Source organism: Neomegalonema sp., assembly GCF_028688855.1.
Classification (GTDB): domain Bacteria; phylum Pseudomonadota; class Alphaproteobacteria; order Rhodobacterales; family Rhodobacteraceae; genus Neomegalonema.
In genome coordinates this window covers 178,560-190,579 of record NZ_JAQTXI010000004.1, presented here as the reverse complement: position 1 = coordinate 190,579, position 12,020 = coordinate 178,560, and the positions used below count along the sequence as shown (strand labels likewise).

At 69.1% G+C, this 12,020-nt stretch carries 13 protein-coding genes; 10 read left to right on the top strand and 3 right to left on the bottom strand.

The window, feature by feature from the left end:
* Positions 1–146: 146 nt before the first annotated feature.
* Both PHN62_RS04685 and PHN62_RS04680 read right to left on the bottom strand, forming a co-directional pair.
* A complete protein-coding gene (locus tag PHN62_RS04685; RefSeq protein WP_300147017.1) occupies positions 147–1,277 on the bottom strand; it encodes an ABC transporter substrate-binding protein in 1,131 nt (376 codons plus the stop codon).
* A 75-nt stretch (positions 1,278–1,352) separates the two neighbouring features.
* Positions 1,353–2,231: a shikimate dehydrogenase gene (locus PHN62_RS04680; protein WP_300147014.1), complete on the bottom strand. Its 879-nt coding sequence runs from the start codon at positions 2,229–2,231 to the stop codon at positions 1,353–1,355.
* A 263-nt stretch (positions 2,232–2,494) separates the two neighbouring features.
* Here PHN62_RS04680 and PHN62_RS04675 point away from each other — a divergent pair, with 263 nt between their 5' ends.
* The 5 genes from PHN62_RS04675 to PHN62_RS04655 are packed head-to-tail and all read left to right on the top strand — an operon-like array spanning position 2,495 to position 7,631.
* A complete protein-coding gene (locus PHN62_RS04675) occupies positions 2,495–3,592 on the top strand; it encodes a Gfo/Idh/MocA family oxidoreductase (protein WP_300147011.1) in 1,098 nt (365 codons plus the stop codon).
* A complete protein-coding gene (locus PHN62_RS04670; RefSeq protein WP_300147008.1) occupies positions 3,589–4,419 on the top strand; it encodes an IclR family transcriptional regulator in 831 nt (276 codons plus the stop codon). Before PHN62_RS04675 ends, PHN62_RS04670 begins: the two co-directional genes overlap by 4 nt.
* A 50-nt stretch (positions 4,420–4,469) precedes the next feature.
* The gene (locus PHN62_RS04665; RefSeq protein ID WP_300147005.1) at positions 4,470–6,194 is read left to right on the top strand and encodes an FAD-dependent oxidoreductase; all 1,725 of its coding nucleotides are present in this window, start codon (positions 4,470–4,472) and stop codon (positions 6,192–6,194) included.
* On the top strand, positions 6,191–6,802 hold the full coding sequence (locus PHN62_RS04660) for an NIPSNAP family protein (RefSeq protein WP_300147002.1): 612 nt from the start codon (positions 6,191–6,193) through the stop codon (positions 6,800–6,802). Before PHN62_RS04665 ends, PHN62_RS04660 begins: the two co-directional genes overlap by 4 nt.
* A 7-nt stretch (positions 6,803–6,809) precedes the next feature.
* Positions 6,810–7,631 (top strand): TIM barrel protein, encoded by an 822-nt coding sequence (locus PHN62_RS04655; protein WP_300146999.1) that lies wholly within the window; start codon positions 6,810–6,812, stop codon positions 7,629–7,631.
* Positions 7,632–7,650: 19 nt separating this feature from the next.
* Here the strand turns inward: PHN62_RS04655 and PHN62_RS04650 are convergent, their stop codons facing one another.
* Entirely contained in the window at positions 7,651–8,559 is a 909-nt protein-coding gene (locus tag PHN62_RS04650; protein ID WP_300146997.1) for a LysR substrate-binding domain-containing protein, read from the bottom strand.
* A 96-nt stretch (positions 8,560–8,655) separates the two neighbouring features.
* Between PHN62_RS04650 and pcaD the strand changes: the two genes are divergently transcribed.
* From pcaD to PHN62_RS04625, 5 genes are read left to right on the top strand one after another with little or no spacing between them, the layout of a single operon-like run.
* The gene (pcaD, locus tag PHN62_RS04645; RefSeq protein WP_300146995.1) at positions 8,656–9,435 is read left to right on the top strand and encodes a 3-oxoadipate enol-lactonase; all 780 of its coding nucleotides are present in this window, start codon (positions 8,656–8,658) and stop codon (positions 9,433–9,435) included.
* On the top strand, positions 9,432–9,815 hold the full coding sequence (pcaC, locus tag PHN62_RS04640) for a 4-carboxymuconolactone decarboxylase (protein WP_300146992.1): 384 nt from the start codon (positions 9,432–9,434) through the stop codon (positions 9,813–9,815). Before pcaD ends, pcaC begins: the two co-directional genes overlap by 4 nt.
* Positions 9,812–10,552 (top strand): protocatechuate 3,4-dioxygenase subunit beta, encoded by a 741-nt coding sequence (gene pcaH, locus PHN62_RS04635; protein WP_300146990.1) that lies wholly within the window; start codon positions 9,812–9,814, stop codon positions 10,550–10,552. Before pcaC ends, pcaH begins: the two co-directional genes overlap by 4 nt.
* Before the next feature lies 1 nt (position 10,553).
* The gene (gene pcaG, locus PHN62_RS04630) at positions 10,554–11,159 is read left to right on the top strand and encodes a protocatechuate 3,4-dioxygenase subunit alpha (RefSeq protein WP_300146987.1); all 606 of its coding nucleotides are present in this window, start codon (positions 10,554–10,556) and stop codon (positions 11,157–11,159) included.
* Between the two features lie 9 nt (positions 11,160–11,168).
* Positions 11,169–12,020, top strand: coding sequence for a 3-keto-5-aminohexanoate cleavage protein (locus PHN62_RS04625; protein WP_300146984.1), 852 nt, complete (start codon positions 11,169–11,171; stop codon positions 12,018–12,020).

Sequence of the window (12,020 nt, the reverse complement as noted above, 5' to 3'; positions counted from 1 at the left end):
CTCACGGAGGTTGCGGACAGGAGGGCGGGCGGCCTCGGCCGGACGGAGTCCTTCCGTCGGCCGACCCGCGGTCGGTCCGACGGGCCGCTCGGGCGCGTCGGACCGGAGCTTCCGGGGCTTCCGGGGTTTCCGGGGGGGGAGCGCCGTCAGTTCGGCGGAAGGATCGCCCGCACGACCTGCTTGCCGTCCTTGACCTCGACGAAGAAGCTCTCGCGGGACATCTCGCCCGTGTCGTCCCAGCTCACGTCCATGAGCACGCCGGGGCATTCCTCGACCGTCAGCGTCAGGCCGTGCATCTTGTCGGCGATGGCCTGGCTGTCGGGCGAGCCCACCAGCTCGGCGACGCAGCGGATCACGTGGGCCGTGGTGAAGCCCTTGATGGCGTTGTGGTCCGGCGTGTAGTCGAAGCGCTTCTTGAAGCGCTCGACCATGTCGGTCATGGCGGGGATGTCGGCGTCGGGAGTCAGGCCGACATGGCCCATGGCGCCTTCGGCGGCTTCACCGGCCAGTTCGATGACCTTGTGGCCGATCAGCGTGGTTTCGCCGACCATGGGCTTGCCGATGTTCTGTTTGCGGGCTTCGCGCAGGAAGCGGGCGCTCTCCTCCTCGGTCAGATAGACGAAGAGGGCGTCGGCGGCGCTGGTCTTGGCCTTGAGCACGTCGGCGGAGAAATCGCTCTGGGCCTGTTCGGTGGGGATGTCGGCGACGATCTCCAGGCCGTGATTGGCGGCCTCGGCCTTGAAGGCGCTGTAGCCGCCCTTGCCGAATTCGGTGTTGGCCCAGACGACCGCCACCTTCTTCACGCCCATCTCCTCGGCCATGTATCTGGCCATCTTGGGAATCCCCTTCTGCGAGCCGAAGGCGCTGCGGAAGATGTAGGGATTGCCCATGCCGGTGATGCTCGGGGCTTCGGAGCCGGTGAACTGAGGAATCCCCGCCCGGCGGGCGACGATCATGTTCACCACCGTCGAGGAGGAGAAGACCGTCCCGGCGATCACATGGACGCCGTCGTCGATGGCCTTCTGCACCATGGCGCGGCTGACCTGCGGATCGGTCTGGCTGTCGTATTCGGTGATCCGGACCGGATCGCCCAGAACGCCGCCTGCGGCGTTGATCTCCTCGAAGCCCATCTTCACGCCGTCGCGGAAGTTCACGCCTGCGGCGGCGCCGGGGCCCGAAAGCTCGACGATGGAGCCCACCTTCAGCTCCGCCGCCGCGAGGGGCGTCGTCGCCAGAGCCAGCGCCATGGCGGTCGCGCCGATGAAGTTCCTGTGCATGTGTCTTCCTCCCGGATCATGTGTCGATGGTTGAAGAATCCCGCCGTCTTGACGCGGCTTCGGACCGGTTCCAGTTCAGGCGTCGACCTTGCGGACGCCCATGAGCAGTTCGGCCAGAAGCGCGGCCTGCGCGTCGAACATGCCCGAGCCGGGCATGGTCCTGCATCCGAGGGCGCGGGCCGCCGCGATCAGCGGCGGAACGGCGGGTCGGGTCACCACGTCGGCCACGAACTGGTCGGGCGTCAGCAGCTCGACCCGCACCGGCAGGGGATCTCCCTCGCGCATGCCGAGCGGGGTTGCGTTGGCGACCAGCGCGAAGCCGCGCGGATCGACTCCGCCGATGCGGGCGCGTCCGGGGAAGGCGGCGTTCAGCCGCGCGATCAGGGCGTCGCGCCGGGCGAGGTCGATGTCGTGCAGCGCCAGCTCGGAGGCGCCGCGCGCCAGGATCTCGTAGGCGATGGCCGAGCCCGCGCCGCCCGTCCCGACCAGCAGGGCGGACTTCCCCGCCACGTCGAAGCCCTCGGCGGCGATTCCGTCGAGATAGCCATGTCCGTCGGTGGCGTCGCCGATCCAGTCCTCGCCGTCGCGGATCATGATGTTCACCGCGCCGGAGGCCAGGGCTCGCGCCGTGGCCCTGGCGCAGCTTCCGAGACAGGCCGCCTTGTGCGGCACGGTCACGACGATTCCGTCGCAATTGCGCAGGGCGCGCGCCTGAGCCAGCCAGCCCGGCAGGTCTTCCGGCAGGACATGCGCCGGGATCACCAGACCGTTGAAGCCGCGCTCCGCCATGAGGGCGCTCAGCGCGGCGGGCGACTTCACCTGGCCGATGGGATGGCCGATGATCGGGAAGATCCGCGTCTCGCCGTCGACGCGCAAGGGAGCGACGGGCTCCTTCGGCGTCTTCGGGGCGCTCGCGGAGTCGCGCTCCGCAGGATCGAGGTTGATGGGGTTCATGCTGTCCTCCCTCTTTCCATAAGCTGCCACACCGAATTCGACATTGATAATGCAAAGTTCACCGAGAACGATAACTTCATGATTATGGATTCGTCGCTCCGATGTGAACCCCCGACGCGCAGCCCCCCGCTGGAGGCCCGACTCGGGCTCCGGCTCCGGGCGGCTCCGGGGTCCTGTTAAAATGAAAATATATTCAATAATGGAATCATCTTCCATTATTTTTCGGATCTGCTAGGACTCCTCCCGTCCAGAGGGAGAAGCTCATGTCCGGGAGTCTGAAGATCGCGGTGATCGGCGCGGGAGCCATCGGCCGCACCCATGTGGAGACTCTCGCGCGCATGGAGGGTCTGGAGCTTTCGGCTCTGGTGGATCCGGCGCCGGGCGGCGGGGCGCTCGCCGAATCGCTGGGCGTGCCCTGTCTGCCGGACGCGGCGGCGCTGATCGATTCGGGTCTGGCCCGGGCGGCGGTGGTCGCCACGCCCAACGAGACGCATCTTCCCGTCTCCGAAGCGCTCCTGCGCGCCGGACTCCCGGTGCTGCTGGAGAAGCCGGCGGCCGAAAGCCTCGCTTCGGCCCTCAGGCTGATCGCGGTCGCGGAGGAGACGGGCGTCCCGCTTCTGGTGGGGCATCACCGGCGCCACAACCCGATCATCCGCGCGGCCCATGCGGCGATTCAGGGCGGGCTGATCGGGGATCTCGTCATGGCGAGCGTGACCTGCGCCCTCGCCAAGCCGGGGAGCTATTTCGAGGCCGCATGGCGCCGGACTCCCGGCGCGGGAGGCCCTCTGCTGATCAATCTGGTGCACGAGATCGACCTCATGCGCCATTTCTTCGGCGAGATCGCCGAGGTCCAGGCCCTCGCGAGCCATGGGCGGCGCGGCTTCGCGGTCGAGGATACGGCGGCGGTCTGCCTGAGATTCGCGAAGGGCGGCCTGGCGACGCTCTGCATTTCGGATGCGGCGGTGGGGCCCTGGGCCTGGGATCTCTCGGCGGGCGAGAACAGGGCCCGTTTTCCGGCTCATGCGGTTTCGGCCCATCATTACGCCGGAAGCCGGGCGGGGCTCTCCCTGCCGGACCTCACGCTCTGGAATCCGCCGGGCTCTCCGGACTGGACGCAGGAATTGCGGCCGCAGCGTCTTCCGGTCGTCCATGGCGACCCCTATGCGGCGCAGCTTCTCCATTTCGCCGAACTCGTCCGCGCGGGCGGGGCGCCTCTCGTTTCGGTCCGCGACGCCACCGCGAACCTCATCGTGCTGGAGGCGATCCGCGCCGCCGCCGAAAGCGGCGGGGTCGTGCGAGTTGACCTTTCGCCTCTGGGCTCCGAATCTGGAACCGTCTTCAACAGCGGAAGCGGACCATGAGCGGCGTTCTGGAGAAATCCCTCGCGATCATCGAATTCCTCGTCGAGCGCCCTGGCGGCGTCCCGGTGACGGCCATAGCCGCCGCCCTCGACCAACCCGCCAGCGGCGTGCATCGCACGCTTCAGGAGCTGGCGCGGCTCGGCTATGTGCGCCAGACGCGCATTCAGGGCGATTACGCCCTGACGATCAAGCTTCCGGCCATGGGGCTGGGCTTTCTGGGCCGGGCGGGCATCACCGACGTGGCTCAGCCCGTCCTCGACGCTCTGGCCGCGGCTTCGGGCGAGCTGGTCCGGCTGTCCGTCGTGGAGGCGGAGCGGCTGATCTGGGTGGCGGTGGCTCAGGGCGCGACTCACGGCCTGCGCTACGATCCGGGCCAGGAGCAGGGCGTGGTGGTCCATCTCGCGAGTTCGGCGGGCGGTCGGGCCTGGCTTTCGGTCCTGAGCGACGCGGAGGCTCTGGCGCGGGTGGGGGCTCAGGGCTTCGTGCGCGAGGGCGGCGCGGGCCGGACGCCGGTGGATCCGGATTCGCTGCTGAAGGCTCTGGCCGAGGCGCGGGCGCGCGGCTACGCGGTGGCGGTGGACAGCTACATTCCCGGCATGGCGGCCATGGCGGTTCCGGTGCGTCCTCACGGCGAGGGCCCGGTTCTGGGCTGCCTCTCCATCGCGGGACCGGCGGTGCGGATGACTCCCGCGCGCATGGACGAACTTGCGTCGCGGCTTCAGGCGGCGGCGGTCGAACTCGGGGCTGCGGCGAGCGGCTCCAGCTATTTTCAAACCAACGTCAGGGCGCCGGACGCCGCCCCCGAAGCCGACAGGAGGCGCGCATGAGCCCTCCGCAGGCGACGGGGCGCGCGGGAGGCGCCGAGGATCGGGCCTGAATGAAGGATGACAACCGCCGCAGGCTGACCTGCGACGTTCTGGTGATCGGCTCGGGCGCTTCGGGCCTTGCGGCGGCGGTTTCGGCGGCGCATTTCGGACTCGAGGTGGTGGTGGCCGAGAAGGCGCCGGTCTTCGGCGGGACTTCGGCCTGGTCGGGAGGCTGGCTCTGGATTCCACGCAATCCTCTGGCGAGGGCGGCGGGCGTCGAGGAGCCGCCCGAGGCGCCGAAGGAATATCTGCGCAGCGAACTGGGGAACCGCGCCGGAGATCCGCGCCTTGAAGTCTTCCTGGAGAACGGGCCGGAGATGGCGGCGTTCTTTCAGGATCAGGCCGGGATGCGCTGGATCGGCGGCGACCGCATCCCCGATTTCCATGCGACTCCGGGCGCGGCTCAAGGCGGCCGCTCGCTGTCGGTCGCGCCCTATGACGGGCGCGCGCTCGGCCCCTGGATCGAGAAGCTGCGTCCTCCGCTGGATGTGGTGAGCCTCTGGGGCATGGGGATCGCGGGCGGCGCCGACATGGGCCATTTCTTCAAGGCGACGCGCAGTCCGCGTTCGGCGCTCTACGCGGCGGGGCGCATCCTGCGGCATTGGCGGGATCTGGCCTTCCACAGACGCGGCATGCGGCTGGTGAACGGCAACGCCCTTGTGGCGCGGCTGATGCGCGCGGCGCTCGACAAGGGCGCGACGCTCATGGAGAGCGCCCCCGCGAAGGCCCTGCTCCAGGAAGAAGGCCGCGTCTGCGGCGCGATCCTCGCGACTGCGGACGGCGATCTGGAGATCCGCGCCGCGCGGGGCGTGGTTCTGGCCACGGGCGGTTTTCCGCATGATCCGGCCCGGCTGGAGGCTCTGGCGGGCAGGGCTGGCGGCTCGGGCCACCGCTCCGCCGCGCCGGAGACCAATTCCGGCGACGGCCTGCGTCTGGCCGAGACGGCGGGCGCCGGAGTGGATGAAAGCCTCGCCTGGAGCATGGCCCTGGCGCCGGTCTCTCTGGTTCCGCGCAAGGACGGGAGCTTCGCCAGCTTCCCGCATCTGGTCGAGCGGGCCAAGCCGGGGATCTTCGCGGTCTCGCCGCAGGGCGAGCGCTTCGTCAACGAGGCGGACAGCTACCACGACTTCATGAAGGCCATGCTCGAGAAGGGCTTCCCCTTCTGCTGGCTCGTCGCCGACCATCCGGCGCAAAGGCGCTGGGGCCTGGGCTGGTCGAAGCCCTTCCCCTTTCCGCTCGGGGGCGCGCTCCGTTCGGGCTACCTCAGGCGGGGCCGGACGCTGGCCGAGCTCGCCCGGGCCTGCGGGATCCCCGCCGCCACGCTGGAGGCGACCGCCGCGCGCTTCAACGCCGCCGCCGCCCGGGGCGAAGACCCCGACTTCCAGCGCGGCGAAAGCCTCTACAACCGCGTCCAGGGCGACGCCGGACATGAGCCCAATCCCTCGCTGGCGCCTCTGGCCAGAGGGCCTTTCTACGCGGTGAAGATCGTTCCGGGCTCTCTGGGCAGCTTCTCGGGCCTCAAGACCGATTCCGCCGCCCGGGTCCTCGACGGCGCTGGCCGCCCCATCCCCGGACTCTTCGCCGTGGGCAACGACATGAGCTCGATCATGGGGGGCGAATATCCCTCGGGCGGGATCACGCTCGGCCCCGGCATGACCTTCGGCTACATCGCCGGCCGTCTTCTGGCCGGCCAGCCCGTGACCGGGCTTTCATCGGAACAGGAGCAGACGTCATGAGCCTTTATGAAATCGCCACGCTGGAGACCGTGATCTTCGGCGCCGGGAAGGCTTCTCCGGGGATCGAGAAATGGTGCGCCGAGGGCGCGGGCCGCCTCTGCGGCGCCTGGAGCGTGGACATCGGCGCCCTGAACCGCGTGCTGGTGCTGCGGGCCTTCGAGAACGTCGAGGAGCTGACCGCCGAGCGCGAGCGCGCCTTGCGCAGCAGCGATCCCTTCGGCTGCGTGGAGCATCTGACGCGGCTGAACATGGAGAGCTACCGCGCCTTCGACTTCCTGCCGCCGGTGGAGCCGGGCGCCTTCGGCCCGGTCTACGAATTCCGCACCTACCGGACGAAGCTCGACGGCCTGACGCCGACCATGGGCAAATGGGCCGAGGCCGTGCCGCCTCGCGAGGCCTATTCGAAGCTGACCGTGGCGATGTACGGCCTCGACGGCGAGCCCCGCGCGACCCAGATCTGGCCTTACGCCAGCCTTGCGGCGCGTGCGGAGGCGCGGGCGAAATCCGTCGCGGACGGCAAATGGCCGCCCAAAGGCGGGCCGGACTGGCTGACTCCGGAGATGACCAGCCAGATCGCCATGCCCCTGCCTTTCTCTCCGCTGAAGTGAGGGCGCGATGAGCCATCCCCTGTCTCTGGCCTTCCTGACCATCTTCGAGGCCGGTCCCGTGGAGGCGGTGCGGATCGCCGCCGCGACGGGCCATCAGATGGTCGGCCTGCGCATCCTGCCCGCCGCCGCCGCCGGCGAGCCGGACTATCCCCTGCTGACCGACGACCGCCTGTTGCGGGAGGTGCGCGCCGCGCTCTCCGACACCGGCGTGGGGGTCGGCGACGTGGAGATCATCCGCCTGAAGGCGCAGAACGACTGGGATCTCTTCGCGCGGTTCTGCGCGCGTTGCGCGGCCTTGTCGGCGCGTCATGTCCTCGTGGCGGGCGACGACCCCGACCCCGCGCGCCTGACGGAGAATTTCGCCCGCTTCTGCGATCTGGCGGCGCCGCACGGCCTGACCGCCGATCTGGAGTTCATGCCCTGGACCGCCGTTCCGGATCTGGCGGCGGCTTCGCGGATCGTCGAGGGGGCGGGGCGCGCGAACGGGGGAATCCTCGTGGACGCGCTGCATTACGACCGCTCGGCCACCACTCTGGAGCAGATCGCCGCCCTGCCGCGCGCGCGGGTGAACTACGTGCAGTTCTGCGATGGCCCCGTTCCCTACGACCCCGGCGACGAGGGCCTGATCCGCATCGCGCGCGGCGAGCGGCTCTTTCCCGGCCAGGGCGGAATCGACCTGATCGGCCTGGCCCGGAGCATCCCTGCGGACGCGACCATCAGCGTCGAGGCGCCCAACCGCCCCTGGGCGACGAAGATCGACGCCCTCGGACGCGCGGCCATGGCGCGGGAAGCGACTCTGGCGATCCTGCGCGCGGCGGGTCGCGCCTGAGCGGAGGAGGGGGGCGGGATCAGCCTTCCTCCGCCGCGCGTCTGGGAGGGAATTGACGCGCGACCTCGCGCGCGACCTCCTCCAGCGTGGCGACGCCCGGCGCCGAGGCGCCCCGTCGCCGCGTGACGCCCACCGCTCCGGAGAGGAACTTCACGCCCACCGGGAATTCGATCATCAGCCCGCGTTCGAGTTCTTCGGCCACCACCCCGCGCGAGATGAACCACAGCGCGTCCGAAGCGAGGCAGACGCCGCGCCCCAGCGCCAGAGACACCGTTTCGGCGATGGGCAGGAGGCCCGTCAGCCCGAGTGAGGCGAGATAATCATCCACCGGCCTGCGGATCAGCGCCGTGGAGCTGGGGAGGATCAGCTCCGAGCCCGCCAGAGCCTCGACGGTCGGGCGCTCGGCCAGAGGATGCCCCGCCCGCCCCACCAGCACGATGTCTTCCTCGTAGAGATGTTCGAAGCTCAGGCCCGGCATCTCCGAGACGTCGGGCAGGCGTCCGATCATCAGTTCGATGCCGCCTTCGCGCAGCAGCCGGATCAGATGGTGATGCGGCCCCGTCTCGACGGCGAGGACCATCTCCGGGCGCAATTCGCGAAAGCGCAGCACCACGCGGGGAAAGACGCGCGTCGCGGCGGTGGGCAGCACGCCGACGCGGATCGTCCCGCTGATTTCGGGCCTCAGGGCGGCGGCTCCGGCGTCGAGGGCCTCGACGGCCATGGCGGCGTGACGGCGGAAGAGCGTCCCCGCCTCGGTCAGCAGGAGCCTGCGCCCCTGACGCAGGAAGAGCGGCTGACCGAGAAGCTCCTCCAGCTCCGCGAGGGTGCGCGAAAGGGCGGGCTGGGTGATCCCCTGTCCGCGGGCGACGGCGGTGAGGCTCCGTTCGGCGGCGATGTCGAGGAAGGCCCGGACGTGCCTCAGCTTCACGCCCGGATGCATAACTGTGCGTTTATTCATCACGGCGGACTTTGCATTATTCAAGGTGAATTCGCTATGGCAGATTATGGAAGACTGGAGGAGACGATGCAAGTTCTGATGCGCCCCTGGGGAGCCCTGCATTACCGCGTCGATGGTCCGGAGGAGGCTCCGGCGGTGGTCTTCGCGAATTCCCTGGGCACGGATCTGCGGCTCTGGGATGCGGTCCTGCCTCTTCTGCCGCGCCATCGCGCGATCCGCTTCGACAAGCGCGGCCACGGGCTTTCCGACCGGAGCGGCCCTCATGGCGTCGCGGATCTGGCGGAGGACGCCGCCGCCCTGATCGAGGCCGAAGCGAAGGGGCCGGTCCTGTTCGTCGGGCTGTCTCTGGGCGGCTGCGTCGGCCAGAGCCTGGCCCTGACGCGGCCCGATCTGGTGCGGGCTCTGGTCCTCTCCAACACGGCCGCGAAGATGGGGACGCCGGAAAGCTGGCGCGCCCGCGTCGAGGCCATCCGCAAGGGCGGGCTGGAGAGCATCGCCGATCCCGTGATGGAGCGGTGGTTCGCTCCGGCCTTCCGGGCTTCGGCGGCTCTGGCGCTCTGGCGCAACATGCTGACCCGCACCGATCCCGAAGGCTACGCCGCCGCCTGCGGAGCGCTCGCGGATTTCGATCTGACCGCCCGGCTTCCGGCTCTGCGCCCGCCGACCCTCGTGATCGCGGGATCGGAGGACGGCGCTTCTCCGCCGGATCTGGTCGAGGCGACGGCGCGGCTGGTTCCCGGCGCCGTCTTCCGGATCATCCCCGGCGCGGGGCATCTGCCCTGCGTCGAAACCCCCGAGGCCTGGGCGTCGATCCTCGCCCCCTTTCTGACGGAGCACGCCCGATGACCGATTTCCACGCGCAGGGCATGGCCACCCGCCGCCGCGTCCTCGGCGACCGCCATGTGGACAAGGCCGAGGCGGTCAAGACCGACCTCGACGCGCCTTATCAGGCGCTGATCACCGAAGCGGCCTGGGGCCATGTCTGGTCGCGCGACACGATCACGCCGCGCGAACGCTCCATGCTGACCATCGCGCTTCTGGCGGGCCTGGGCAACGACCACGAGCTCGCCATGCATGTCCGCGCCACCGCCAACACCGGCGCCAGCCCTCAGGACGTGATGGAGGCGCTCCTCCATGTGGCCATCTACGCCGGAGTCCCGCGGGCCAACCACGCGATCAGGATCGCCAAGGAGACTTTCGCCGAAATGGAGGCGGCGAAGAGATGACGCAGAACAAGAACTCCGTGGATGGGGGAACGCTGTTCTTCCGGGATCGCGACTGGCATCCGCCCGCCCTGACGCCGGGTTACAAGACCTCGACGACGCGCGCGCCCTTCCGGCCGCTGATCGCCATGCCCTCGACGCTCTCCGAGGAGACGGGCCCGGCCTTCGGCCATTCCATGTTCGGCGAACTGGACAACAACCTGATCCTCAACTTCACCGGACAACCCGCCGTCGGCGAGCGGATCATCCTGCACGGCCGGATTCTCGACGAGAACGGGCGCGGCGTCCCCGGCGTGCTGGTGGAGATCTGGCAGGCCAACGCGGGCGGGCGCTATCGCCACAAGAAGGACGGCTATCTCGCGCCGCTCGACCCGAATTTCGGCGGCTGCGGACGCACGCTCTCCCGGCCGGACGGCTCCTATGAATTCCTGACCATCCGGCCCGGCGCCTATCCCTGGCCGAACCGGGTGAACGACTGGCGTCCGATGCACATCCACATCTCGGTCTTCGGTTCGGGCTTCGGCCAGCGGCTGATCACGCAGAATTACTTCGAGGGCGATCCCCTGATCGCGCGTTGTCCCATCGTCAACACCATCGGCAAGGAAGAGGCGATCCGGGCTCTGGTGGCGCCGCTCGACATGAACCGCGCCCTGCCGATGGATTGCCTCGCCTACAAGTTCGACGTCGTGCTGAGGGGCCGTCGTCAGTCCTTCTTCGAGAACAAGCGGGAGGGCATGTGAGATGCAGCGCCTCGACTATCTGAAGGAGACGCCTTCCCAGACCGCCGGACCTTACGTCCACATCGGCCTGACGCCGAACAAGCTCGGGAACGCGGGGATCTACCCGGCGGATCTGGGCGAGAGCCCGATCCGGCCTGGCGCGAAGGGCGAACGCGTGACCATCTCCGGCGAGGTGCGCGACGGAGCGGGCATGATCCTGCGGGACACCCTGATCGAGACCTGGCAGGCGGACGCCGCCGGGATCTATCCGGCGAATGATCCGCGCGGCGCTGCGGATCCCGAGGTGACCGGCTGGGCGCGCATCATCGCCGATTTCGACACCGGCGAATGGACGCTCAGGACGATCAGGCCGGGGCGCGTCCCCTTCCCGGACGGGCGTCTGATGGCGCCGCATATCGCGCTGTGGATCGTGGCGCGGGGGATCAACCTCGGGCTTCAGACCCGAATCTACTTCGAGGACGAAGACAACGACAGCTGCCCGGTCCTCCAGCGGATCGAGCATCGCGAGCGGGTCAGGACCCTGATCGCCCGCAAGACCGCGCCCGGCGCCTATCGCTTCGACGTGAGGCTGCAGGGCGAGAATGAAACCGTATTCTTCGACATGTGACGGGGCGTCATGACCGCAGCTTCCGAGAATCCCTGTGTGATCTGCGTTGCGATCACGGGATCCCTGCCGACCAAGGCGAATAATCCGGCGGTGCCGATCACGATCGCCGAGCAGATCGACTCCACCCAGGAGGCCTTCGAGGCCGGGGCGAGCATCGCCCATTGCCACGTCCGCGACGAGGAGGGAAAGCCGACCTCCGATCCCGAGCGCTTCGCCCGTCTGAAGGAGGGCCTGGAGAAACATTGTCCCGGCCTGATCATCCAGCTCTCGACGGGCGGACGCTCGGGCGCGGGACAGGCGCGCGGCGGGATGTTGCCTCTGCGCCCGGAGATGGCTTCGCTTTCGGTGGGCTCGAACAACTTCCCGACCCGGGTCTACGAGAATCCGCCCGATCTGGTGGACTGGCTCGCTGCGGAGATGCTGAAATACGAGGTCAAGCCGGAGATCGAGGCTTTCGACCTGTCGCATGTCGTCCAGGCGACGAAGATGCAGGCGGACGGGCGTCTGAAGGGGCCGCTCTATGTGCAATTCGTGATGGGGGTGAAGAACGCCATGCCGCCCGACGAGGCGATCTTCGATTTCTACATCGAGACGCTGAAGCGTCTGGCTCCGGATGCGCGATGGTGCGCGGCGGGGATCGGTCCGGCGCAACTGCTGATCAACGAATGGGCGATCCGCAAGGGCGGGCACACCCGCACGGGGCTTGAGGACAACGTGCGTCTGGATCGCGACCGTCTTGCGGCTTCGAACGCGGCTCTGGTGCGCCGGGCGACGGAGCTTTGCGAGAGATACGGACGCCCCGTGGCCTCCTGGCGTCAGGCCCGCGAGATCCTCGGCCTGCGCCCGCCGGAAGCCGCCTGA